This is a genomic window from Streptomyces sp. TLI_185 (assembly GCF_003814765.1).
GTDB lineage: Bacteria > Actinomycetota > Actinomycetes > Streptomycetales > Streptomycetaceae > Streptomyces.
The window spans coordinates 7,968,934-7,992,294 of record NZ_RKRB01000001.1; the positions used below are offsets into that span (position 1 = coordinate 7,968,934).

The window sequence follows — 23,361 nt, forward strand, 5'->3', positions numbered from 1 at the left end:
TAACCGGGCGGGCGCCTTGTTCCCGCCGATCTTACGGGACGGTCCAGGGCCGGTGCGCCTGAGGGTGCCTCAACTTGCGGCGGCGGCCGACGGGTTGCCGACCCGGTCCGCGTCACAGGCGCGCGGGCAGGCGGCATAGGTGTCCTCGGTGCGGACCGTGCAGAACATGCAGCAGCTCACCCGGTCCCGGGTGGGCAGCGGCGCCCCGTCCGGGCCGTTCAGTCCCCGGAAGGCCGCAGACCCGGCGTACGGCTTGGTGGTCCCCGGCGGCAGCGCCTCCAGTTCGCGCAGGCCCGCGGCCCCTCGTCGAGCAGCTGGGCGACGTACCAGAGCCCCTCCATGACCTCGTCGGTCTTTTCCACTCTCGGCTTCGCTCGAGCGGAGGGGGCCCTCATCGCCCCACACGCTCGGCCACTGCGGCCCGCACCTCCCCCCCCTCGCCGTGCCTCCTCGCCGTCGGCGACGCGTGCGCCGGGCAGTGCCGCGGCCGGATCGCCCGGCAGGCAGGCGAAGCCTGCGGGCTGCATGGCCATGCGGCCGATCGGGAGGCCGGGGACGGTCCGGTCGTACGAGACGTGGCCTACGGGCAGACGGGGCACCCGGCGGTGCAGGAAGCACGGCACGGTGATCAGCAGACAGGCGGGCCACGCATGCCGATGCAGCCCGAAGCTCGCGACGACGTCCGGCCGGGCGCGCACTCCGTAGTCGCGCAGCACCTGTGCGTCGTCCCGCGCCAGAAATGTGTCGAGACCGACCCCACCCTCCGTGAGCGAGCCGGCGGAGGCCCATCCACCACCCATCGGGACGCCTCGTCGACGCCCACCTCCATGGCGGCCGGCCCGGGAAAGGCCCTGTTCAGACGGTCGTAGGGGCCGCTGAGCGCCGCGTGGCGCGCAGGTGTGCGAGGACCACCGATCCACGTCGGATGCATGACGAATAAGAAGGCAAGCCTACCCTTACTCAAGCTGAATGGGATTTGAACTGATGACAACTGCGCCTAAGGTGCTTGACGGACGAGTAACAACCCGCCGTAATGACCCCAAGTACCGACACGTCCGGAGGAGGACCCGTGCAGCAGAGCATCCACGGCTCCGCGGGGACGGGGGTTCCGGAGGCCCGGCCCGGCGGGGTGCCCCGGGTTCCGCCGCAGCCCAGGGCCCAGGACGTGGACCGGGAGCGGGGCGTCGCCGCGGGGGCCACCCGTGGCGAGCACACGCACAGTGAGCCGCCGATGCCCCGGCCCCGCCTGGTCCAGCGGGCGTCCGTGCGCGGGCAGATCCTCGATGCGCTCCGCACCGCGCTGGTCGCGGGCGAACTGACGCCCGGCGAGGTGTACTCGGCGCCCGCGCTGGGGGAGCGGTTCGGGGTCTCCGCGACGCCGGTGCGGGAGGCCATGCAGCAACTTGCCCTCGAAGGCGCCGTCGAGGTCGTGCCCAACCGGGGCTTTCGGGTGGTCGAGCGCGGGGCCCGCGAACTGGCCGAGCTGGCCGAGGTCCGCGCACTGATCGAGATCCCCGTGATGCTGCGCCTGGCTCGCACGGTGCCCGCCGAACGCTGGACCGCACTGCGCCCCCTCGCCGAGGCGACCCTCCGCGCCGCGTCCTCCGGCTGCCGCGCGACCTACGCCGAGTCCGACCGCACCTTCCACCGCGCCCTGTTCGCCCTCTCCGGCAACCAACAACTGGTCCAGATCGCCGACGACCTCCACCGCCGGGCCCAGTGGCCCCTGGTCGGCGCCCCGTCCTCCCGGGCCCGCACCGACCTCCTGACAGACGCAACCGAACACACGACCTTGCTGGACGCACTGATCGCCCGGGACCTGGACGTGGTGCGGTCACTGGTGGGCGGGCACTTCGCGGGTACGTCCTGAGGGCGGTCTGAGCGGTCTGAGCGGCCTGGATGGCCTGGGTGGCTTTCTCTCAGCGCCGGCCGCATCTCTCAGCCCGTCCGGCGTTCGAGGACGAGGCCGTTCAGGCCGATAGCGGGGTCCAGGGGGCGGAGCCCCCTGGCGGCTCCGCCGCGGGCGCCGTCGGCTAGGCCGTCGCCGCCCCGGCCGCAGGCGGCGCCAACTGCCGCGCCAACCACGTAGGCACACCCCCGAGCAACTGGAACAGCCGCCGGGCCTCCTCCCGCAGACGCGAAGCCTCAGGCTCCGCCTCCGCATCCGCGAGGGACACCAGCGCCGGCGCCGTACCGACGAGATACCCCAGCTCCTCACGGATCCGCAGAGACTCGGCGAACCCGTGCCGCGCCTCCGCCAACTCCCCCTCCCGCAGCGAGAGTCCCGCCAGATGCCGCCAGGTGAACGAGAGCAGCAGCAGATCGCCGTGCGCGGTCGCACCCGCATGGGCGCGGCGGAACGCGGCACGTGCCGCCTGGGGCGCGTCGGCGAGGTTCTGCGCCACCAGCCCGCGCCGGAAGTCCAGCAACGCCCGTCCAGCCGCCCCCGGAGGGATCAGCGCCGCCGTCCGCCCGAGCGCGGCGCGCGCCTCGTCGGCCCGGTCCCGCACCCCCAGCAGCGTCGCGGCGTACGCCAAGTACCCGCGTTCACAAGCGGCCGCGCCCCGCTCGTCATCGGTGTGGGCCAGCGCCTCGGCCGTACGCAGCGCGTCCTCGGCCTCCTCCCAGCCCTGCTCGGTGTACAGACACCGCTCGACCAGCAGCGCGGCCCGCTGCAGCGCGGCGTCCGCGGTGCGGGTCTGGAGCAGGGCTGCCGCGTCGGCCCAGCAGGCGCGTGAGCGCAGCCGCCATACCGCGGTCTGGAGGGGATCGTCACCTGCGGTCGTTCCGTTACCAGACATGGCGGTATGCGCCACGTTGCCCTCCCCGAGCACGCCATCGAGCTATGAGTGGTGGCGGCATCTCAGCACGAATCGCAGCGCCCGGCCAAGGGGGTGGGTGAAGGATTTCACAAAGTCGTGGGACAGCGACGGCACTTGGTGCCTCCCCCAACTCTCGGCTGCGCTCGAGCCGGGGGGACCCCCATCCGCGGCATGCCCGGGTGACCTCAGCTCATGCGCAACGCCAGGAAGAAATCCAGCTTGTCCTCCAGCCGGGACAGGTCACGGCTCGTCAACTGCTCGATCCGCCCGACCCGGTAGCGCAGCGTGTTGACGTGCAGGTGCAGCCGGGTCGCGCAGCGCGTCCAGGAGCCGTCGCAGTCGAGGAACGCCTCCAGGGTGGGGATCAGCTCGGCGCGGTGCCGGCGGTCGTAGTCCCGCAGCGGGTCCAGCAGCCGCGCGGTGAACGCCCGCCGCACGTCGTCCGGGACGAACGGCAGCAGCAGGACGTGCGAGGCCAGTTCCTGGTGGCCCGCCGCGCACACCCGCCCGGGCCGCGCCGCCGCCACCCGCCGTGCGTGCCGCGCCTCCTCCAGCGCCCCGCGCAGCCCCTCCGCCGAGTGCACGGCCGCGCTGACGCCCAGCGTGACCTGCCCGTCGCCGTCCAGACCCGCCGACAGCGGGTCCCGTACGGACTCAAGCAGCGCATCCGCGAGGATGCCGGACTCCGAGCCGTCGTGCTCGGTGGAGACGGCCGGCAGCGGTACGAGGGCGATCGCCTCGTCGCCGGTGTGGGCCACGGCGATGCGGTCGGAGGGCTCGGGGCCTGTGGCGAGCGGGTCGACGAGGATCTCCTCCAGGAGCGACTGGGCGACCGGCCCCGCCTCGATCTCGCCCCCGTCCCACTCGACCCGGGCCACGACCACCTGCCAGTGCGGGGCGGCCCCCAGGCCGGGCAGCAGCACCGGCGCGGCCACCCGCAGCCGGGCGGCGATCTCGGCGGGCGCGGCACCCGTCTGCACCAGCTCCAGGACCTCCTGCGCCAGCCGCCTGCGCACCGTGCGCGCCGCGTCCCGGCGGTCCCGCTCGACCGAGATCAGCTGGGTGACGCCCTGGAGCAGGTCCAGGCGCTCCGCGGGCCAGTCCCCGGCGTCCGCCTCGACGGCCAGCAGCCAGTCCGACAGGACCGTCTCGCGCACGTCCCGGAAGGCCTGCGGGGAGCGCCCTGCCCCGGCCGACACCGGGCGGTGCCCCGAGCTGCGGATCGGGAAGAGGCTGTAGGTGGCCGGGCCGAGCGTCACCCGGTGGGGTCCGCGGCGGCCCGTGCGGGCGGCGGCGAGGTGCTCGGCGGCCAGCTCGGCGCAGGTGTCGGCGGGCAGCCCGGGGCCGGCGACCTTCGGGCCGGCGATCAGCCGTCCGGTGGGGGACAGCACCCAGGCCCGCAGGTCCAGGTCGGAGCCGAGCAGGTCGAGGACCACGTCCGGGCCGCCGCCCGCCGGGCCGGAGGTCATCATCCGCCGGTGCCGGTCGACGACGGCAGCGAGGTCCCCGGCGCGCTCCCCGGACACCTGCCGCACGACGTGCTCGGTGATCGTCGCGAACGCCACCGACTCGTGCACCGCGAACAGCGGCAGGCGGTGCCGGGCGCAGGCCACGACCAGGTCGTCCGGGATGTCCCCGAGCTCCGCCTCACCGGCGGCCAGCGCGACCACCCCGGCCTGCGCCAGGATCCGTACGAACGCCTCGGAGTCGTCGGCGTCGCGGCGCCAGGCCAAGCCCGTGAGGACCAGCTCCCCGCCCGAGAGGTAGCGGCTGGGATCCCTGAGGTCGGTGGTCATCACACCGCGCACGGTGCGGTCCAGCTCGTCCTCGCCGCCGAGCAGCCGCAGGCCCAGCGCGTCGGTGTCCAGCAGTGCGCGCAGCCGCATTCTCGTCGCCGCCGTTCTTTGTCTCGAAATCTACGATGAGTGGTGAGGATGGTCGGTGGGAGGAGCCCGGCGACCGGTGCGCACGGCGCATCCTTTGATTGCCAGGCTGTTTCCTGCGTTTCTACAGGAAAACGAAGAGGTTACTGATGACCTCCGTTCATACGAATCTACAAGATGCCCGGCCTGGCCAGCCAACTCCTTCATGGTTTCCGTGACTGACCTGGGTGGAGCACGGCGCTGTGTACTGGCTCCAATCCGCGTAAACAGCACATGAACAAGCCGGGCCCGCCGCACCAGATCTGGCTTGATACGTACGACTCACGAGACGAAGAAGAGAGCCGGTCATGGACTTCCTTCGCCCCGCCAGCTGGGAGGAGGCGCTCGCCGCCAAGGCTGAGCACCCCACCGCTGTGCCCATTGCGGGCGGCACCGATGTGATGGTCGAGATCAACTTCGACCACCGCCGGCCCGAGTACCTGCTCGACCTGAACCGCATCGGCGACCTCTACGAGTGGGAGGTCGGCGACGACACCGTGCGGCTGGGTGCCTCCGTCCCGTACTCGAAGATCATGGAGAGCCTCCGCGCCGAGCTGCCGGGGCTCGCCCTCGCCTCGCACACGGTCGCCTCCCCGCAGATCCGCAACCGCGGCGGCGTCGGCGGCAACCTCGGCACCGCCTCCCCGGCCGGCGACGCCCACCCCGCGCTGCTCGCGGCGGGCGCCGAGGTCGAGGTCGAGTCGGTGCGCGGCTCCCGGCTGATCCCGATCGACGAGTTCTACACCGGCGTGAAGCGCAACGCGCTCGCCGCCGACGAGCTCATCAAGACCGTGCACATCAAGAAGGCCGACGGCCCGCAGCAGTACTCGAAGGTCGGCACGCGCAACGCGATGGTGATCGCCGTGTGTGCCTTCGGCCTCGCCCTGCACCCGTCGTCGCGCACGGTCCGCACCGGCATCGGCTCGGCCGCCCCGACGCCCGTCCGGGCGAAGGCCGCGGAGGAGTTCCTGAACGCGGCGCTCGAAGAGGGCGGCTTCTGGGACAACGGAAAGATCATCACCCCGTCGGTCGCCAAGCAGTTCGCGGAGCTGTGCTCCGGCGCCTGCAACCCGATCGACGACGTCCGGGGCACGGCGAGCTACCGCCGCCACGCGGTGGGCGTCATGGCGCGCCGCACGCTGACCTGGACCTGGGAGTCGTACCGCGGCGCCCGCCGCACCACCGAGGGAGCTGCGTAATGCGCGTCAACTTCACCGTCAACGGACGTCCGCAGGAAGCCGACGACGTCTGGGAGGGCGAGTCCCTGCTGTACGTGCTGAGGGAGCGCCTCGGGCTTCCCGGCTCCAAGAACGCCTGCGAGCAGGGCGAGTGCGGTTCCTGCACGGTCCGCCTGGACGGCGAGCCCGTGTGTGCCTGCCTGGTCGCCGCCGGTCAGGTCGAGGGCCGTGAGGTCGTGACCGTCGAGGGTCTGGCGGACTACGCCAAGCAGCGCGCCGAGCACGGCGGTTGCGCCACCGGTGCCTGCGGTACGTCTCTCCAGGACGCCCAGCAGTGGGCCGCCAAGGGCCAGGACTCGCAGACCGGAGAGGGCACCGAACTCTCCCCGATCCAGCAGGCGTTCATCGACGCCGGTGCCGTCCAGTGCGGCTTCTGCACCCCGGGTCTGCTGGTCGCCGCCGACGAGATGCTCGAGCGCAACCCGAACCCGACCGACACGGACATCCGCGAGGCACTGTCGGGCAACCTGTGCCGCTGCACGGGCTACGAGAAGATCATGGACGCGGTCCGCCTGGCGGCCGCCCGGCAGGGAGAGGCGGTCTGACGATGCCCAGCAACGGTGCTCCACTCGGCACTCCCACCAAAGTCACCCAGGGTTCGAAGACCAAGGGCGGCATCGGTGAGTCCACACTCCGCCCGGACGGCACCCTCAAGGTCACCGGCGAGTTCGCGTACTCGTCCGACATGTGGCACGAGGACATGCTCTGGGGCCAGATCCTGCGTTCCACCGTCGCGCACGCCGAGATCGTCTCGATCGACACCAGCGAGGCGCTGAAGACGCCGGGCGTCTACGCCGTCATGACGTACGACGACCTGCCGACCGAGGTGAAGAACTACGGCCTGGAGATCCAGGACACCCCGGTCCTCGCGCACGGCAGGGTGCGGCACCACGGCGAGCCGGTCGCCATCGTCGCCGCCGACCACCCGGAGACCGCGCGCCGCGCCGCCGCCAAGATCAAGGTCGACTACCGCGAACTCCCGGTCATCACCGACGAGGCCTCCGCGACCGCGCCGGACGCGATCCTCATCCACGAGAACCGCGACGACCACCACATCGGCCACGTCCCGCACCCGAACATCGTCCACCGCCAGCCGATCGTGCGCGGCAACGCCGAAGAGGCCGCCAAGAAGGCCGACTTCATCGTCAGGGGCGAGTACACCTTCGGCATGCAGGACCAGGCCTTCCTCGGCCCCGAGTCCGGTCTCGCGGTCCCCTCGGAGGACGGCGGTGTCGACCTCTACATCGCCACCCAGTGGCTCCACTCCGACCTGCGCCAGATCGCCCCGGTCCTGGGCCTGCCCGAGGACAAGGTCCGGATGACGCTCGCCGGCGTCGGCGGCGCCTTCGGCGGCCGCGAGGACCTGTCGATGCAGATCCACGCCTGCCTGCTCGCGCTGCGCACCGGCAAGCCGGTCAAGATCGTCTACAACCGCTTCGAGTCCTTCTTCGGGCACGTCCATCGCCACCCCGCCAAGCTCTACTACGAGCACGGGGCGACCAAGGACGGCAAGCTCACCCACATGAAGTGCCGGATCGTCCTGGACGGCGGCGCCTACGCCTCCGCCTCCCCGGCCGTCGTCGGCAACGCCTCCTCGCTCTCCGTCGGCCCGTACGTCATCGACGACGTCGACATCGAGGCCATCGCCCTCTACACCAACAACCCGCCCTGCGGCGCCATGCGCGGCTTCGGCGCGGTCCAGGCGTGCTTCGCCTACGAGGCGCAGATGGACAAGCTCGCCGACAAGGTGGGCATGGACAGGGTCGCGTTCCGCCAGCTCAACGCGATGGAGCAGGGCACGATCATGCCGACCGGACAGCCGGTCGACTCGCCGGCCCCGGTCGCCGAACTGCTGCGCCGCGTCAAGGCGATGCCCATGCCGCCGGAGCGCCAGTGGGAGTCCAGCGAGGGCTCCGACGTACGACAACTGCCCGGCGGTCTGTCCAACACCACCCACGGCGAAGGCGTCGTGCGCGGTGTCGGCTACGCGGTCGGCATCAAGAACGTCGGTTTCTCCGAGGGCTTCGACGACTACTCCACCGCCAAGGTCCGCATGGAGGTAGTCGGCGGCGAGCCGGTCGCCACCGTCCACACGGCCATGGCGGAGGTCGGCCAGGGCGGTGTCACCGTCCACGCCCAGATCGCCCGCACCGAGCTGGGCGTCTCGCAGGTGACGATCCAGCCGGCGGACACACAGGTGGGCAGCGCCGGTTCGACGTCCGCGTCGCGGCAGACGTACGTCACCGGTGGCGCCGTCAAGAACTCCTGCGAGCTGGTGCGCGAGAAGGTCCTGGAGATCGGGCGCCGCAAGTTCGGCTCGTACCACCCGGCCTGGGCCACCGCGGAACTCCTGCTGGAGGGCGGCAAGGTCGTCACCGACGGCGGCGAGGTCCTCGCCGACCTGGCCGACGTGCTGGAGGGCGAGACCGTCGAGATCGAGGCCGAGTGGCGGCACCGCCCGACCGAGGCCTTCGACCTGCGCACCGGCCAGGGCAACGGGCACGTCCAGTACTCCTTCGCCGCGCACCGCGCCGTCGTCGAGGTCGACACCGAGCTCGGTCTGGTCAAGGTCATCGAGCTGGCCTGCGCCCAGGACGTCGGCAAGGCACTCAACCCGCTGTCCGTCCTCGGCCAGATCCAGGGTGGCACCCTCCAGGGCATGGGCATCGCGGTGATGGAGGAGATCATCGTCGACCCCAAGACCGCGAAGGTCAGGAACCCCTCCTTCACGGACTACCTGCTGCCGACCATCCTCGACACGCCGATCATCCCGGTCGACGTGCTCGAACTCGCCGACGACCACGCCCCGTACGGGCTGCGGGGCATCGGCGAGGCCCCCACCCTGTCGTCCACTCCGGCCGTCCTCGCGGCGATCCGGAACGCGACCGGGCTGGAGCTCAACCGCACGCCGGTACGTCCGGAGCACCTCACCGGAACGGCGTAGGCACCGTCTCTCCGGGCGGCGCCGGGAACGTCACACTTCGCCGCGCCGCCCGGAGTACTCAAGCACCGCACCGCTCGCGGCACTTGAAGCACCACGGCACCACAGCACCACCGTCAGTACCAGAGAGTTCGTTCGTCTCGGGCCGTCCCCCGGGTCGTGCGGCCGAAGCACCTTCCCAAATCCCGCAAACCCAGAGAACAACCGCGGGTGCCCCTGTGAACCTTGGGAGTAGGCCCACATGACCCAGCAGTCACTTGAGCCGTCGACCACCGCCGACGATGCGGGTGAAGGAACCCGTATCCCGGCCGGCAGGTCCTGGCTCGACCGGTACTTTCACATATCCAAGCGAGGATCCACGGTCGCGCGCGAGGTGCGCGGCGGCATCACCACCTTCATGGCGATGGCGTACATCCTCCTGCTCAACCCCCTGATCCTGTCCGGCAAGGACGCGGCGGGGGACACGCTCGGCCAGAAGGCCCTCATCACCGCGACCGCGTTCGCGGCGGCCTTCACCACGCTGCTGATGGGCTTCTTCGGCAAGGTGCCGCTCGCCCTCGCCGCCGGCCTCTCCGTCTCCGGTGTGCTCTCCTCGCAGGTGGCACCCCAGATGACCTGGCCGCAGGCCATGGGCATGTGCGTGATGTACGGCGTCGTCATCATGCTGCTGGTCGTCACCGGCCTGCGCGAGATGATCATGAATGCGATCCCGCTCGCGCTCAAGCACGCGATCACCATGGGCATCGGCCTGTTCGTCGCCCTGATCGGCCTGGTCAAGGCGGGCTTCGTGCACCAGGGCAAGGCGACCCCGGTCACCCTCGGCCCGACCGGTGAACTCGCCGGCTGGCCGGTGCTGCTCTTCGCGGCCACCCTCCTCGTCATCTTCATGCTCCAGGCGCGCGCCGTCCCCGGCGCCATCCTGATCGGCATCGTCGGCGGCACCGTGATCGCCGTACTGCTCAACGCACTTGGCGTCATCGACCCGAAGCAGTGGGCCAGCGGCGCTCCCGAACTGCATGGCAGCGCGGTGTCCATGCCGGACTTCTCGATCTTCGGGAAGGTCGAGTTCGGCGGCTGGGGCAGCGTCGGCGCGATGACAGTCGGCATGATCGTGTTCACGCTGGTGCTCGCCGGTTTCTTCGACGCCATGGCCACCATCATCGGCGTCGGCACCGAGGCCAAGCTGGCCGACGAGCAGGGCCGTATGCCGGGCCTGTCCAAGGCGCTCTTCATCGACGGCGCGGGCGGCGCGATCGGCGGCGTCGCGGGCGCCTCCGGCCAGACCGTGTTCGTCGAGTCCGCCACGGGCGTCGGCGAGGGGGCCCGTACCGGTCTCTCCTCCGTCGTCACCGGCCTGTTCTTCGCGGCCTGTCTGTTCTTCACCCCGCTGACGGCGATCGTCCCCGGCGAGGTCGCGGCCGCGGCCCTCGTGGTCATCGGCGCCATGATGATGATGAACGCCCGCCATGTGGACTGGGCCGACCGCGCCACCGCCATCCCGGTCTTCCTGACCGTCGTGATCATGCCGTTCACGTACTCCATCACGGCGGGCGTCGCGGCCGGAGTCATCTCCTACGTCGCCATCAAGATCGCCCAGGGCAAGGCGCGGGAGATCGGGGCCTTCATGTGGGGCCTGACGGTCATCTTCCTGGTCTACTTCGCCCTCAACCCGATCGAGAGCTGGATGGGCGTTCACTAGACGTCCTTGAATGGCCCTCCACACCAACCCCGTTAGGAGACCGAGAGATGCTGGACATCGCCGAGGAGCTGAACCGGTGGGTCGAGCAGGGACGTGACTTCGCCGTGGCCACCGTGGTGGCCGTCGGCGGCAGCGCACCCCGCCAGCCGGGGGCCGCCCTCGCGGTGGACGCCGACGGCACGGCGATCGGCTCGGTCTCCGGCGGCTGTGTGGAGGGCGCCGTCTACGACCTGTGCAGGCAGGCGCTGGAGGACGGCGAAACCGTCCTGGAGCGCTTCGGGTACAGCGACGAGGACGCCTTCGCAGTCGGCCTGACCTGCGGCGGCATCATCGACATCCTCGTCACGCCGGTACGGGCCGGTGATCCCGTCCGCCCGGTGGTCGCGTCCGCGCTGGCCGCCGCCGCCCGTGGGGAGGCGGCGGCGGTGGCGCGGATCGTGTCGGGACCGGCCGAACTCCGGGGCCGGGCGCTCGTGGTGCGCCCCGACGGCTCGTACGAGGGCGGCTTCGGCGCACATCCGGAACTCGACCGCACGGTGGTCGGGGAGACGGCGGCCTTCCTGGACGCCGGGCGGACCGGCACCCTGGAGATCGGTGAGCAGGGCTCACGCTGCGGAGCCCCGCTCATGGTCCTGGTGGAGTCCTCCGTCCCCCCGCCCCGGATGATCGTGTTCGGTGCGATCGACTTCGCGTCCGCTCTGGTGCGGATCGGCAAGTTCCTGAACTACCACGTGACGGTGTGCGACGCGCGCCCCGTCTTCGCGACGAGGACCCGCTTCCCGGAGGCGGACGAGATCGTCGTCGAGTGGCCGCACAAGTACCTCGAGCAGACGTCCGTGGACGCCCGCACCGTCCTGTGCGTCCTCACCCACGACGCCAAGTTCGACATACCGCTGCTGCAGCTGGCCCTGCGCCTCCCGGTGGCCTACGTCGGCGCAATGGGCTCCCGCCGCACCCACCTCGACCGCAACGAACGCCTCCGCGAGGTCGGCGTCACCGAACTGGAGCTGGCACGGCTGCGGTCCCCGATCGGACTGGACCTCGGTGCCCGTACCCCGGAGGAGACGGCCCTGTCGATCGCCTCCGAGATCGTCGCCAACCGACGTGGCGGCAGCGGCGTTTCACTCACCGGGGCACACACGCCGATCCATCGCGACACGGCGTCCGCACCGGCGGGGCGGATCGGGTCGGTGGCCTGAGAGCCGCTGCACTGCCCGCCGGCCGTCGGCTCAGTCGTCCTGTGCCCGCAGCACGAAGACACGCAGCCCGTCCGGCTCCAGGTCGTACCAGAGTCCCCGGCTCCAGCCGCACAGAAGCCCGCCGGCCTCGGCCGCCGTGAGCCCGATGCGCCGACGTTCCGCGGGCAGCCGCTGAGCAAGCGAGGTCGTGACCACCCACGCCCCGCCGGGCGCCAACAGTCCGCGCACGCGCTCGGCGGCCGCCTCCTTGTCCGCCATGAACGCGAAGACGAGCCGCATGGTCACCAGGTCGAAGGCCGCACGCGGCAGGCGCGCCGTCGCGTCCTCGAAGTCCAGCCGGGCGACCTCCAGCGAAGGCTCCAGGTCCGCGTACCGGTCCCGCGTCGCCGCCACCGCCGCCTCGGCCCAGTCGACAGCCATGGTGCGGTAGCCGAGGCCGGTCAGTGCGGCGGCGTACGTGCCCAGGCCGCAGCCGACGTCCAGGGCCCGGGCTCCGCGGCGCGGTCGTAACGCCTGGCCGAGCAGACGTATCTCGCGGGCGTCGGCGCGGAGGAAGCCGTTGCCCGCCGCGAAGTGGTCCTCCCAGTGGTCCCGGCCGGCGGGCATCACGGCATCCTGAGGAGGCGGTTCGCCGCTCGCCCGAAGACGTACCGGGCCGCCCGTAGGAGGAGCGGATCGAGGAACCCCGGCAGCAGCCGGACCCCGAGCTCCTCCCGCCAGACCACCCGGCTGCGGCCCCCGGGCCCCGGTCGCACCTCGATCTCCGCCCAGCCCGTCACGACCCGCCCCCGCTTCTCCAGCCGGCACAGACCAGGTGCGTCGTCCGTCGGCGGCTGCCACACCGTGATCTCCATCCGGTCGTCGAAGGCGAGCGGCCCGAGTCCCGAACGGGCCACGACGATCGTGCCCTCGCGGGTCGGCGGGGGAGTGGCCACCGTGACACGGGTCAGCGGGACCACTTCGCCGTGCCGGGGCCACTCGGTCAGGCGGCGCCACGCCTCGTCGAGAGGGAGCGGTGCCGTGCGTTCGAGGAGGAAGTTGACCACGTGACGAATCGTAAGGAATCAAGGCTGCTCAGAGGGGTGTTCATCGGCGCGTCACGCACTTGGCCCAGCGGCGTAATGCCAGAAGGCGTAGACAGGACGGTGGCTGCGGAATGCCGCAAGGGTGGGGTCACATAAGTCCCATCCCCCTACCATTCCTCACATGGGCGGGCAATCCGCCTGCCCCCGGGGGAAGTTGGACGTCATGCCACTCAAGGCCTACGGCGTGCTGATCGCGCGCGCCGTCGACACCCGGCGCGAGGGTGCCACCAACACACCGCACTACCAGATCCACCTCCAGGACGACGCCAGCACGAACTACCGCGCCGCCGTCAACGTCCTCTCCCAGGAACGGCCCTCCGAACTGCTCTACCTGGTTGACGAGGACCTCCGGCACCCGGTCACCGCCCGCCTGGACGGCCTGCCGAGCGGCTGGAACACCCTGCCGCCCGGCCCCGGCGGCCCGAACCTCGACTTTGTGCGCGGCAACCTCTTCGACCCGGCGAAGATGCGCACCCTGCCCCCGGACGCCTCCGGCCCCGACAACGACCTGGCCGACCTCCTGGACCACTACGTACGCCGCGCGGTCGACGACCAGCAGGCCCGGCTGTACGTCTTCGGTGAACGCTTCGGCCCCGAACCGGCCGTCAGGGACAAGGTGTTCGGCTTCCTGCCCGGCAACGGCGTCCACGACATCCACATGAACCAGGGCAACAGCCGGCAGTTCCAGGGCGACGACGGAGTCTGGCAGGACGGCGGGCTGCTCCTGCACTTCCCGGCGCAGGAACGCTGGGTCGGCATCTTCCTCGCCTTCCAGAGCCAGTCCTGGCACACGGATGATGTCACCGGCCACGCCCTCGACGACGTCGACGGCAACCGTCCGCAGCCGGGCACCCAGCCCGTCCGGATCGTCGCGGCGCTGGTCAACCCGGCCGGTCCGGCGCCCGAGTCGGAGACGGTGACCCTGCTCAACGCCTCGCCCGCCCCGGTCGATCTGACCGGCTGGCGCATCGTCGACCGCATCGGTCAGAGCTCCGCCGTGCCGTCCGGCCCGCTCGCCGCCGGTGCCTGCCTGCTGGTCCCCCTCATCGCCGGCGCCCAACTCGGCAACCACGGCGGCGAGATCACCCTGAAGAACGCGGACGGCCTCAAGGTGCACGGGGTGTCGTACACTGCCGACCAGGCCGCCCGCGAAGGCTGGTCCGTGGTGTTCTGACCGCACCCGGAAGCCCTCTACCGCACTCGCACGCCCGTACGGCACGATGAGCCCGCCCCGCACCACCGTCGGCCGGGAGGGTGTCCCATGGACCGCGAACTGCACGGCAGACTCGACGAGTTGCAGCGTGATCCCTACCCGCACTACGAGCGGGCGCGACGTGCCGAGGGCCTGACGTACGTCGCCGAGCTCGACGCCTGGCTGGTCGCCCGGGACGCCGATGTACGGGAAGTCCTGCGCCGGCCCGAGGACTTCTCGTCGGCGAACGCCCTTGTCCCCGACGTGCTGCCCGGGTCGGCCGCACTCGCCGTCCTCGGCGGCGGGTTCGGCGGGCGGCCCGTCGTCGTCACCGCCGACGGCGCCCGGCATCAGCAGTTACGGGCGCCGATCGTCCGCGGGCTCTCACCGGCGCGTGTCGCGGCCGTGCTGCCGTACGCCGCCGAGCGGGCCGCAGCCCTGGTCGACGCCTTCGTGAAGGACGGGCACGTCGAGCTGATGTCGGCGTATGCCGGGAAGCTCCCCGGAGACGTCATCGGTCGTGTCGTCGGCCTCGACCCCGCCGACGTGCCCGCCGTCGTACACGGCGGCCATCGTGCCGAGGAACTGCTGTTCCGCCCGCTGGCGGAGGGCGAGCAGATCGCCGCGGCCGAGGACGTGGTCGCGATGCAGCACATTCTCGACCGGTACGCCCGGGAGCGGCACGCCGTGCCCCGCGAGGACCTGTGCACGGAGCTCGTCACATCGGTCGTCGGCGAGGGCGAGCTCACCCTGGAACACCGGCACGAACTCGTCGCCCATCTCCAGAACCTGCTGATCGCCGGGCATCTGACGACGACGGCCCTCATCGGAACGGCCGTTCTGCATCTGCTCCGGCACCCCCGCCAGTGGGAGCTGCTGTGCGCCGAACCCGAGCAGATCCCGGCGGCGGTCGAGGAGGCCGCCCGCCATGACACCGCCTTGCAGGGCTTCCGCCGTATCACCACCGGTCCGGTCACCCTCGCCGGTACCGAACTCCCGCCCGGTGCAACGCTGTTCGTGGCTTTCGGCGCGGCCAACCGGGACACCTCCCGGCACCCTCGCCCCGACGAGTTCGACATCACCCGAACTCCGGGACGTCACCTTGCCTTCGGCTTCGGCGTGCACGGCTGCCCCGGCTCCCAGCTGGCCCGCGAGCAACTCCGCCTCACCCTGGCGGAGTTGACCCGCAGGCTGCCGGGCCTGCGACTGGCGGACGACCGTCCGGTCACCATGCGGCCGACGATGATCCACCGGTCACCGGAGAGCCTGCACCTCACCTGGTGACGCGCAGCTCTGTCCGTCTACTGGCCGTAGAAGGTGGCGTCCCCCGTGTCCGTGGCCGTGCTCGGGGTCCGCACGTACAGCAGGTAGTTGTAGTGCCGGATGTAGCGCCCGGCGTAGTTGTACGACTCGTAGGAGATCCCGGCGGAGTCGGCGAGACCGGCCCGCTGGTGGAACGTCGCGTCGGAGGCGAACGCCGTCGTCCCGTCGTTCTTCTCCAGCCACACCTCGAAGTTCTTGTGCCGCAGGTAGTAGCCGGGGTAGTTGGCCGACTCCAGCGAGACGGTGCCGCTGCCCGCCAGGCCCGCCACGACCCGGAACTGCGAGTCCGCGAGCGGGCTGACGTTCGCCTCGATGCGGGCGCGGTAGTCGTAGTGCCGGATGAAACGGTCCGGGTCGTTGTACGAGGAGAAGCGCTGAGAAATCGGGTCTCAGGTGGTGGGGACGAGTCGCCACTGCTGGCAGGCGTTGTTCAGCCAGGTCCACTGGCGTACGTCGGTGCCGTTCGCGGTGGAGCAGTCGGCCACGTCGGCGACCTTTCCGCTGCTCTCGTTGACGATCCGCACGTAGTCACCGGTGGCCGTGAAGACGAGCCGGGAGCGCTGGCACTTGTTGTTCAGCCAGGACCACTGCCGGAGGTCGGCCCCGTCGGCGGCCGAGCAGTCGGCGGTGTCGAGCACCTTGCCGGTGGCCACGTTGACCAGCCGGCTGGTGTCGTCGCCGAGGTCCTCGACCTTCCACTTCTGGTTGGTGCCGCCGTTGCAGGTCCACTGGAGGACGTTGGCCCCGTCGGCGGTGTTGCCGCCGTCGACGTCCAGGCACTTGCCGCTGTTGCGGTTGACCAGGGCGTACGAGGTCGGGGTGGCCGCCGTCTCGCCGGACGGGCCGGGGAGGGAGGTGCCGAGGACGACCGGGGTGCCGAAGTTCGGGGTGCCGTCGGCGTTCCACGTGAACTTCTGTGCGCGGGTGGTGCGTCCGTTGCCGCAGCCGCCGCTCGACGAGGAGTTGGCGTGGTAGACGATCCAGTTCTCGGTGCCGTCCGGCGAGGTGAAGAAGCCGTTGTGTCCGGGGCCGTACACGCCGCCCGTGTCACTGCGCTGGAAGACCGGCGTCGACTTCTTGGTCCAGGAGGCCGGGCTGAGCGGGTCGGAACCCGTCAGCTCCAGCCGGCCCAGCTTGTAGTCGGCGGTCTGGCAGTAGCCGGCCGAGTAGGTGAGGAAGGTGCGGCCGTTGTGGTAGAGCGGCTCGGGGCCCTCGTTGACCGGCACACCCGACTTCTCCCAGTCCAGCGTCGGGCTGGAGATGACGGTGAAGGTGCTGCTCGCGAGGGTGTACGGGTTGCTCATCGGCGCGATCACCAGACTCTGCGCGCTGCCGTTCACAAAGCCGCTGCCGACCAGGTACAGCTTGCCGCCGGTCTGCAGCACGCTCGCGTCGATCAGCCAGCCGTTGGGGGAGAGATCGGAGTCGCCTCCGCTTTACACCCGCTTGGCCCGGAGCCGGGGCCCCTCGTACCGGCCGACACGGGCGAGGGCGCTCGCCGCACGCAGACCGGGACCGCCCATGACTGCACGACAGGGCCGTCGGCTACCTTGACCGACGTCAATGCCCGACGATCCGCCGTAACGACCGCCGAGATGCGGGAAGCAGGAACACCGTATGCCGCTCATCTGCCTCGTCCGCCACGGCCAGGCCTCCTTCGGTGCGCAGGACTACGACGCGCTGTCGGCCCTGGGCCGCGAACAGGGCACCGCCGTCGGCAGGGAACTCGCCCGCCGCGGCCTGCGCGACCCGCAGGTCGTCTCCGGCACGCTCACCCGCCAGCGCGACACAGCCCAACTCCTCGCCGAAGCAGCGGGTTTCGAAAAGCCCTCCCCCGAGGATCCGCGCTGGAACGAGTACGACCACACCGCCCTGATGTCCCGCTATCACCGGCACCCGGGGCCCGACGGCCAGGCGGACTCCCGGGCAGTGCAGGTGGTCCTCGACCAGGCCCTGGGGCGGTGGATCGAGGACACCGCCGAGACGGGCCCCACCGGCTGGACGGCGTTCGCGGGCGGCGCGAGCGCGGCGCTGGCCGAGTTGACCACGACCCTCGGGCAGGGCCGCGACGCGGTCGTGGTCACCTCGGGCGGCGTCCTCGCCGCGCTGTGCGGCACCCTGCTGTCGCTGCCGGCCGCCTCGGTGGTCGCCCTCAACCGCGTCGTCGTGAACGCCTCCGTCACCACCCTCGTCGTGGGCGGCTCCGGGACCAGCCTCCTCACCTTCAACGACCACGCCCACTTCACCGGCGACGGCCGCCGACTGCTCACCTACCGCTGAGCTGTAGGAGCCCCCGCCGCTTCGACGGTCGGTCAGTGGTGCGGTTGGGCGTGATAGAGGTGGTCCAGCACCGAGACGGTGGAGGCGGCACTGCCGACCAGCATGGGGGTGGTGCGGAAACGCCCGCCCACGACCACAGTGGGCATTTCGGCCACCTGGTAGTGCTCACGGAGCGCGGGTGCCGCCTCGACGGAGGCGTCGACCTCCTTGGACGTGTAGGCGGCTCGTACCGCCGCCACGTCGAGCCCCTCTGTGGCCGCCCATCTCACGACAGTCCGCTCGGAGGTGAGCTCCTTGCCCTCGTCCCGCACGGCCTGGAAGACGGGAAGCGCCTCCTTCTCCGCGAGGTGGAGCTTGTCCAGCGTGTAGAACAGACGGGCGTACGCGACCATGTCGGCCTGGTCCGCCCAGACTGCGGGGATCCGCACCAGCTTCACCGCGGGGTGCTGCTGTGCGGCCCACTCCTCCAACGGCTTCTCGAGCTCGTAGGAGTGCGGGCAGTCGTAGTAGAACACCTCCGCCACTTCCCGGGGGGCGACGCCGGTGACCCGGTGCTTGAGCTTGAGGTACTGCTCGCCCTCCTTCGGCTGGCCGTCGGCGGCGCCGAGCAGGCAGGTCAGGACGGTCGACAGCGCGAACAGGCGCATGATCTTCTTCTTCATGGCGGCCACCTTGGCGCTCCGTGTCCCGGCGCACCCCGCTGACACACGCAATGTCCCTCGTTCGGACCGCCCGACCACCCGGAACCGTCCTGGAAGAGCCTTGGAAAAGGACATCCGGCCGGAGATCGCCGAGGCGCACCCCTTCTGGCCGCTCGGCCTGCCGGGCTGGGACGACACCTGGATCGCCCAGGGACTGCGCGGCCCGCAGTCCACGTTCGTCACAGTGTGGCGCAGGGGCCCCGCCGACGAAACGAGCCGCGAGCTCACCGTCCCCCACCTGCGCGGCGCACAGCTCCACCCGTCCGTGCTCCACCCCACCGCGTCCGACAGGACCGCACAGTGGAACGCGGCGGAAGGCAAGCTCACTGTCTCCCTGCCCCGCTCCGACACGGCCGTCCTCCTCCGGCTCAGCTGAAGATCACCTCGGCGCTCGCGTGCCGGGCCTCGCGAGGGGTGGCGATGTGCAGTTGGGCCTGCCCGTCGGAGGGCGTGCCGTCGGCGAGGAGGTGTTCGCCCACGAACGCCGGACGGTGCAGCCGGTAGGACAGTGACCGCACCTGCCGCTTGGGGGCGTTCCTGCGAACCAGCTCCAGCATCAGCAGCGCCAGCAGCGGGCCGTGCACGACGAGGCCGGGGTAGCCCTCGACGTCACGGCAGTACGGGGTGTCGTAATGAATGCGGTGAGCATTGGCTGTGAGCGCACTGAAGCGGAAGAGCAGGGTTTCGTCCGGCTGCAGGCGCAGGTGCCACGAGCCCTCCGGCTCCGGTACGGCCGAGTCGTCGAGGGCGGCCGGGTGCCGGGGAGCGGAGCCCGCGCCCGACCTGTAGACGATGTCCTGCTCCTCGACCAGACAGGTGCGGCCGTGCTGCCGGAACTCCTGGCGTTCGGTGACGAACAGCAGCTCCCCGCTGCGGCCCTGCCTCGGGGCGACCGCGGCCAGACTGCTGACGCGCTGGGCCGGTTCGCCGAGGCACAGGGGCTCGCTGATCGTGCAGCGCCCGCCGGCGAACATCCGCCGACGGCTCGGGACGGGCGGCAGGAAGCGCGCGTCACGCAGATGCCCGTCCGGGCCGAGGGACTCCTGCGGCGGCCAGTGCAGGAAGTACAGCCACTGCCACAGTGGAGGCAGCGGATCACCGTCCTCGGTGGCCGTACCGGGCAGGTCCAGCACCGCCGACAGAGCCGCCGCCGGCCCGGCCGGCAGAGCGTCCCCGTCCGTGACCGGCTCGGGATGCCAGGACTCGACGTAGGAGGCAAGGGGGGCGGGGGAGGAGGACATGGGCTTGATTTCCTCAGGTCGGCGGGGCGGTTGGCAAGCTCACCGGAGCCAGTCGCAGGTGAGTGGCCGTGGCCCGCAGTTCCCTCACGCAGGCGCGCACGACTGCCGCTCCGGCCAGTTCGGAGCTGGTGACGTAGCCGACCCGGCGCGTCGGGCGCTCGGGGCCGAGATCGGCGATCGCGACCGAGTCCGGTGCTCCGACCAGCGAGAGCGCGGGCATGATCGCCATTCCATGCCCTCCGCTCACCAAGGAGAGCACCGCTCCGTCGTCCTCGGCCTCGACGGTCGCCTTCGGGATCCAGTCCTGTGCCGCCCACCAGTCACGGGTGTACGAACCGCAGTTCTCCGCCCAGTCGACCAGCGGCAGCGAACGCGGGGCGGCGTGTCCCGCCGCGTGCACCAGGGTGTACGGCTCCTCGAAGAGGCCGCCGGCGACCAGACCCGGCGGCAGCGGCGCGGAGCCGCCCAGCGTGGCGATGGCGATGTCGGCCTTCCCGTCGGCCACTTCGCCCGCGGTGCCGCGCCCCACCTCCCGGACGATCCGCACCCGCGGCTCGATCCCGCGATGCCGGGCGCGCAACCGCTCGAGGACGGGTGGAAGCAGATGGAGAGCCGCGCTGCGGAAGGCCGCGATCCGCAGCGGCCCCTCCGCCGCGTCGGACATGGCCGCACCGCGCGCCTCGGCGGTCAGGACGTCCAGCAGGCGCAGGATGCGGCGTGCGTGTGCCACGGCCTTCTCCCCGGCAGGAGTGGGGCGGGCGCCCGCGCGGCCGCGGTCGAAGAGCACGGCACCGATCTTGCGCTCGCTGCCGCGCACCGAATGGGAGACCGCGGACTGCGTCAGACCGAGTGACCGGGCCGCGGCCGAGAAGCCGTCGGTGTCCGCGACCGCCACCAGGACGCGCAGTTCGTGCGGGGCGAGATCGGAGTCGGTCGTGCGGGCCACGGGGCGCTCACCTCGACGTATGAGAACTGCTCATGGAACGGGGCGTCGCATGAGCCCAACCGGCTGCCCGGCAGGGGCATTCCCGCCCTACGGTCCGCTCATGAACGAGACCGCACTCACCGTGCACCAGACGGGCCGCCCGCACGGCTTCCCCACCGCCGAACATTTTGCTTTCGTGGAGTCCGCGCTTCCCGCCCCCACCCACGGCAGCGCGCTGGTGGAGAACCTCTACTGGTCCGTCGACCCCTATCACCGCGAGATGATGGACGACGTGCCCGGCGGCTTCGCGCTCCACGCACCCCTGGAGGGCCGCACCATCGGGCGGGTCATCGCCTCGCGCACGCACCGGCTGCCCGAGGGAGAGATCGTGTTCCACCGGCAGGGCTGGCGCACGCACGCGCTCGTCACGCCCGAGGAGATCCGGCAGCTTCCCCGCTTCGACGGTGTGCCCCCGACCGCGTACCTGAGCATCCTCGGTGGCACCGGCCTGACCGCGTATGTGGGCCTGACCCGGATCGCCCGGCTCCGGGAGGGCGAGGACCTGTTCGTGTCGGCCGCGGCGGGCGGGGTCGGCACGGCCACCGGGCGGTTCGCGCGGCTCCTCGGCGCCGGACGGCTCGTGGGCAGCGCGGGCTCGGCGGCGAAGGCCGACCACCTCACGCGGGAGGTCGGCTACGACGCCGTCTTCGACTACCACGACGGCCCCGCCGCCGGCCTTCTCGGCAAGGTCGCACCGGACGGCATCGACGTGTTCGTCGACAACGTCGGCGGTGAGCAACTGGCCGCGGCCGTGGGGGCGTTGCGCGAGTTCGGGCGCATCGTCCGCATCGGCACGATCAGCCAGTACAACACCCCTGACGCGCCGCCGCCGCGCTTCGACCACGCGGACATCGTGGAGAAGAGCCTCCGCATGGAGGGCTTCCTGGTCAGCAACTACCGCGACATGCAGGAGGAGTTGTACGCGTTCGCGGTACCGCATCTGCAGAGCGGCCGGCTCGCTCTGGACGAGACGGTGGTCGACGGGTTCGAGCACATCGTGGACGCGTTCCTGGGAATGCTGCGCGGCCGGAACACCGGCAAGATCATCGTGCGGGCGAGTTCGGCGGTACTCGGAGCCGGTCCCGCCGCTTGAAGATCACATGCAGACCGGTGCATACAGCAAGATCACATGCAGACCGGTGCATACAACCGCCGTCGGGCCCGATGGCGAAGGGATGCCCCCGGAGCGGCTCGTACTCCGGCAGCCCGAGGAGTTCGGGAAAGGCTGATGCGGTCTAGTTGCGCATCAGGCCGACCTGCTGTGCGGTGACGAAGACGTCGGATCCGTTGTCCATGCCGTTCGCGATGCGGTGGGCGATGGGGCGGAACCGGGAGGCCTCGGTGATGGCCATGATGTAGCGCAGCATGCCGCGGGCCTGGGCCGTGCGGTCCGTGCCGCGGACGCCGAGGTCCCTGAGGCTGTTCTCGAGGCTGGACTCGCTCAGGTTGACTTCGGTCAGCGACTGGTTCGCGACGCGGGCGAGGGCGTCGTAGCCCTGCTTGCCGAGGGACCAGTTGTCGTCGGTGGCGTCCTCCTTGTCCGGGACGTCGGAGGCGAGGTTCAGGGCGACGTTGTGCGGGGTGTCGCTGGAGAAGAACCGCACGACGCAGAAGTCGCTGAGACGCACGATCGCATGCACCGCGGGGATGTGGTTGCCGCTGCTGATCACGACGTCGGCGAAACTCCGGGTCTCCGTGTCGTCGGTGATGACGGAGTCCGCCCCGGTGTCGACGTTGGGCATGACGCGGCCGTCGGCCGAGGTCTCGGCGAGGTTGCGCAGCTCGTCGAGCATGGTCAGATAGGCACCCGAGCCGCGCTGGATGTTCCAGTGGACCTGTGGGAAGTCGATGTGTTCCCTGCCGGCGACGGTCTCGGAGTTGATCGTCACCTGGTCCGCCGCCGTCGAGGCGGATGTGTCGGTGTCCCTGGGCGCCAGCATGATCACCAGGAATCCGAGAAGGACGGACAAGGCGACCACCATGAGGACGCTGGTGGGCATGGTGTGCTCCGGTTGTTCGACGTGCAGCGATGTCACGACCGACGCTCACGGCCGGCAGGTTGTTTGGCAGGCCCCTTTTGCCGCCGCAGACAAATCCGGAGGATCGAGTTCCGCATTGGTTGTCCGGACGTAACGCTGTCGTTGCTCCACGTCTCTACCTCACTCCCGCCGCGAGGCTCGGTATCGACACCGTCGAGCAACAGCCGGCGGGCGAACGCTGATGCAGGACGCCACCGACGTACGGCGGCTGCTCGACGCCCCGCCCGCCTCTTCGCGCCGGGCGCCGAAGCCCTCGCCCGCGCGGTCGCCCCGCGCACGTTTCCCGGAGCGATGGCGGCGCCTTGCGGCAAGACGGGAGGCCATGGCGTCACAGCCGCGTTGTGCCGGTGGGGATGCCCACGGTCGCGCCGGTCGGCCGGGCCGGCCGGGGGAGGAGCGGACCGCCCGACCCGCTCCTCCACCAGTGCCCTGACCGAGCCGACGGTGATCTTGCGGTTGCGGCGTCGCGGTGGCCCCGGCGCGGGCTGTTGAGGCGCTCTCGATTCGGGGATCGTCGTCGCGTCCGTGGCGGACATGCGCTGTTCCTCGGATGACTCGGTGTGCCGGCAGCCGGCCTTGCTGCACCGACGCTCGCAACCGGAATGTTGTTTGGCACCTCCCTTTTGCCAGGTCGGACAACCCTGTGGACGTCGGCGGACCGGCCGGCGGCAGAGGCTGGGATTGTCCGACCTGG

At 71.1% G+C, this 23,361-nt stretch carries 19 protein-coding genes and 3 pseudogenes; 11 read left to right on the plus strand and 11 right to left on the minus strand.

Going from position 1 to position 23,361, the window contains the following annotated elements:
• Window positions 1-69 precede the first annotated feature (69 nt).
• Window positions 70-931: pseudogene (locus EDD92_RS36635) on the minus strand (iron-sulfur protein).
• Between the two features lie 102 nt (window positions 932-1,033).
• Here EDD92_RS36635 and EDD92_RS36640 point away from each other — a divergent pair.
• Window positions 1,034-1,870, plus strand: coding sequence for a GntR family transcriptional regulator (locus tag EDD92_RS36640; protein WP_123968278.1), 837 nt, complete (start codon window positions 1,034-1,036; stop codon window positions 1,868-1,870).
• 163 nt (window positions 1,871-2,033) lie between these two features.
• Here the strand turns inward: EDD92_RS36640 and EDD92_RS36645 are convergent, their stop codons facing one another.
• Together EDD92_RS36645 and EDD92_RS36650 are read right to left on the minus strand one after the other, a co-directional pair.
• The gene (locus tag EDD92_RS36645; RefSeq protein WP_123968279.1) at window positions 2,034-2,816 is read right to left on the minus strand and encodes a hypothetical protein; all 783 of its coding nucleotides are present in this window, start codon (window positions 2,814-2,816) and stop codon (window positions 2,034-2,036) included.
• Between the two features lie 191 nt (window positions 2,817-3,007).
• On the minus strand, window positions 3,008-4,708 hold the full coding sequence (locus EDD92_RS36650) for a PucR family transcriptional regulator ligand-binding domain-containing protein (RefSeq protein ID WP_123968280.1): 1,701 nt from the start codon (window positions 4,706-4,708) through the stop codon (window positions 3,008-3,010).
• A 344-nt stretch (window positions 4,709-5,052) separates the two neighbouring features.
• On the opposite strand from EDD92_RS36650, the gene EDD92_RS36660 reads away from it, so the two are divergent.
• The 5 genes from EDD92_RS36660 to EDD92_RS36680 all read left to right on the plus strand — a co-directional run bounded on the left by EDD92_RS36660 (window position 5,053) and on the right by EDD92_RS36680 (window position 11,821).
• A complete protein-coding gene (locus tag EDD92_RS36660; protein WP_123968282.1) occupies window positions 5,053-5,943 on the plus strand; it encodes a xanthine dehydrogenase family protein subunit M in 891 nt (296 codons plus the stop codon).
• The gene (locus EDD92_RS36665) at window positions 5,943-6,527 is read left to right on the plus strand and encodes a (2Fe-2S)-binding protein (protein ID WP_123968283.1); all 585 of its coding nucleotides are present in this window, start codon (window positions 5,943-5,945) and stop codon (window positions 6,525-6,527) included. Before EDD92_RS36660 ends, EDD92_RS36665 begins: the two co-directional genes overlap by 1 nt.
• Window positions 6,528-6,529: 2 nt before the next feature.
• Window positions 6,530-8,926: a xanthine dehydrogenase family protein molybdopterin-binding subunit gene (locus EDD92_RS36670; protein WP_123968284.1), complete on the plus strand. Its 2,397-nt coding sequence runs from the start codon at window positions 6,530-6,532 to the stop codon at window positions 8,924-8,926.
• 238 nt (window positions 8,927-9,164) lie between these two features.
• Window positions 9,165-10,622, plus strand: a complete 1,458-nt coding sequence (locus tag EDD92_RS36675; protein WP_123968285.1) for an NCS2 family permease — start codon at window positions 9,165-9,167, stop codon at window positions 10,620-10,622.
• 47 nt (window positions 10,623-10,669) lie between these two features.
• Window positions 10,670-11,821: an XdhC/CoxI family protein gene (locus tag EDD92_RS36680; RefSeq protein ID WP_123968286.1), complete on the plus strand. Its 1,152-nt coding sequence runs from the start codon at window positions 10,670-10,672 to the stop codon at window positions 11,819-11,821.
• A 30-nt stretch (window positions 11,822-11,851) separates the two neighbouring features.
• Here the strand turns inward: EDD92_RS36680 and EDD92_RS36685 are convergent, their stop codons facing one another.
• Window positions 11,852-12,427 (minus strand): bifunctional 2-polyprenyl-6-hydroxyphenol methylase/3-demethylubiquinol 3-O-methyltransferase UbiG, encoded by a 576-nt coding sequence (locus tag EDD92_RS36685; protein WP_123968287.1) that lies wholly within the window; start codon window positions 12,425-12,427, stop codon window positions 11,852-11,854.
• Complete coding sequence (locus tag EDD92_RS36690) at window positions 12,427-12,867, minus strand: SRPBCC family protein (RefSeq protein WP_123968288.1); 441 nt, start codon at window positions 12,865-12,867, stop codon at window positions 12,427-12,429. Before EDD92_RS36690 ends, EDD92_RS36685 begins: the two co-directional genes overlap by 1 nt.
• Window positions 12,868-13,069: 202 nt before the next feature.
• Between EDD92_RS36690 and EDD92_RS36695 the strand changes: the two genes are divergently transcribed.
• Together EDD92_RS36695 and EDD92_RS36700 are read left to right on the plus strand one after the other, a co-directional pair.
• Window positions 13,070-14,080 (plus strand): DUF2278 family protein, encoded by a 1,011-nt coding sequence (locus tag EDD92_RS36695; RefSeq protein ID WP_123968289.1) that lies wholly within the window; start codon window positions 13,070-13,072, stop codon window positions 14,078-14,080.
• 87 nt (window positions 14,081-14,167) lie between these two features.
• Window positions 14,168-15,382: a cytochrome P450 gene (locus tag EDD92_RS36700; protein WP_123968290.1), complete on the plus strand. Its 1,215-nt coding sequence runs from the start codon at window positions 14,168-14,170 to the stop codon at window positions 15,380-15,382.
• 17 nt (window positions 15,383-15,399) lie between these two features.
• Here EDD92_RS36700 and EDD92_RS36705 read toward each other — a convergent pair.
• Together EDD92_RS36705 and EDD92_RS36710 are read right to left on the minus strand one after the other, a co-directional pair.
• Window positions 15,400-15,795: pseudogene (locus EDD92_RS36705) on the minus strand (AbfB domain-containing protein); the annotation flags it as partial.
• A 15-nt stretch (window positions 15,796-15,810) separates the two neighbouring features.
• A pseudogene (locus EDD92_RS36710) lies at window positions 15,811-16,845 on the minus strand (family 43 glycosylhydrolase); the annotation flags it as partial.
• A 193-nt stretch (window positions 16,846-17,038) separates the two neighbouring features.
• On the opposite strand from EDD92_RS36710, the gene EDD92_RS36715 reads away from it, so the two are divergent.
• Window positions 17,039-17,701 (plus strand): histidine phosphatase family protein, encoded by a 663-nt coding sequence (locus EDD92_RS36715; protein WP_123968291.1) that lies wholly within the window; start codon window positions 17,039-17,041, stop codon window positions 17,699-17,701.
• Between the two features lie 32 nt (window positions 17,702-17,733).
• On the opposite strand, the gene EDD92_RS36720 is transcribed toward EDD92_RS36715, so the two are convergent.
• Window positions 17,734-18,363, minus strand: coding sequence for a thiol:disulfide interchange protein DsbA/DsbL (locus EDD92_RS36720; RefSeq protein ID WP_185124237.1), 630 nt, complete (start codon window positions 18,361-18,363; stop codon window positions 17,734-17,736).
• A 100-nt stretch (window positions 18,364-18,463) separates the two neighbouring features.
• Between EDD92_RS36720 and EDD92_RS36725 the strand changes: the two genes are divergently transcribed.
• Window positions 18,464-18,778: a hypothetical protein gene (locus tag EDD92_RS36725; RefSeq protein ID WP_123968293.1), complete on the plus strand. Its 315-nt coding sequence runs from the start codon at window positions 18,464-18,466 to the stop codon at window positions 18,776-18,778.
• Here the strand turns inward: EDD92_RS36725 and EDD92_RS36730 are convergent.
• A complete protein-coding gene (locus EDD92_RS36730) occupies window positions 18,771-19,643 on the minus strand; it encodes a hypothetical protein (protein WP_123968294.1) in 873 nt (290 codons plus the stop codon). The two genes, EDD92_RS36725 and EDD92_RS36730, sit on opposite strands and share 8 nt — an antisense overlap.
• Window positions 19,644-19,656: 13 nt before the next feature.
• Window positions 19,657-20,589 (minus strand): LysR family transcriptional regulator, encoded by a 933-nt coding sequence (locus EDD92_RS36735; protein WP_123968295.1) that lies wholly within the window; start codon window positions 20,587-20,589, stop codon window positions 19,657-19,659.
• Between the two features lie 100 nt (window positions 20,590-20,689).
• Here EDD92_RS36735 and EDD92_RS36740 point away from each other — a divergent pair, with 100 nt between their 5' ends.
• On the plus strand, window positions 20,690-21,721 hold the full coding sequence (locus EDD92_RS36740) for an NADP-dependent oxidoreductase (protein WP_123968296.1): 1,032 nt from the start codon (window positions 20,690-20,692) through the stop codon (window positions 21,719-21,721).
• A gap of 142 nt (window positions 21,722-21,863) precedes the next feature.
• On the opposite strand, the gene EDD92_RS36745 is transcribed toward EDD92_RS36740, so the two are convergent.
• Window positions 21,864-22,628, minus strand: a complete 765-nt coding sequence (locus EDD92_RS36745) for a ribosome-inactivating family protein (protein ID WP_123968297.1) — start codon at window positions 22,626-22,628, stop codon at window positions 21,864-21,866.
• Window positions 22,629-23,361 lie beyond the last annotated feature (733 nt).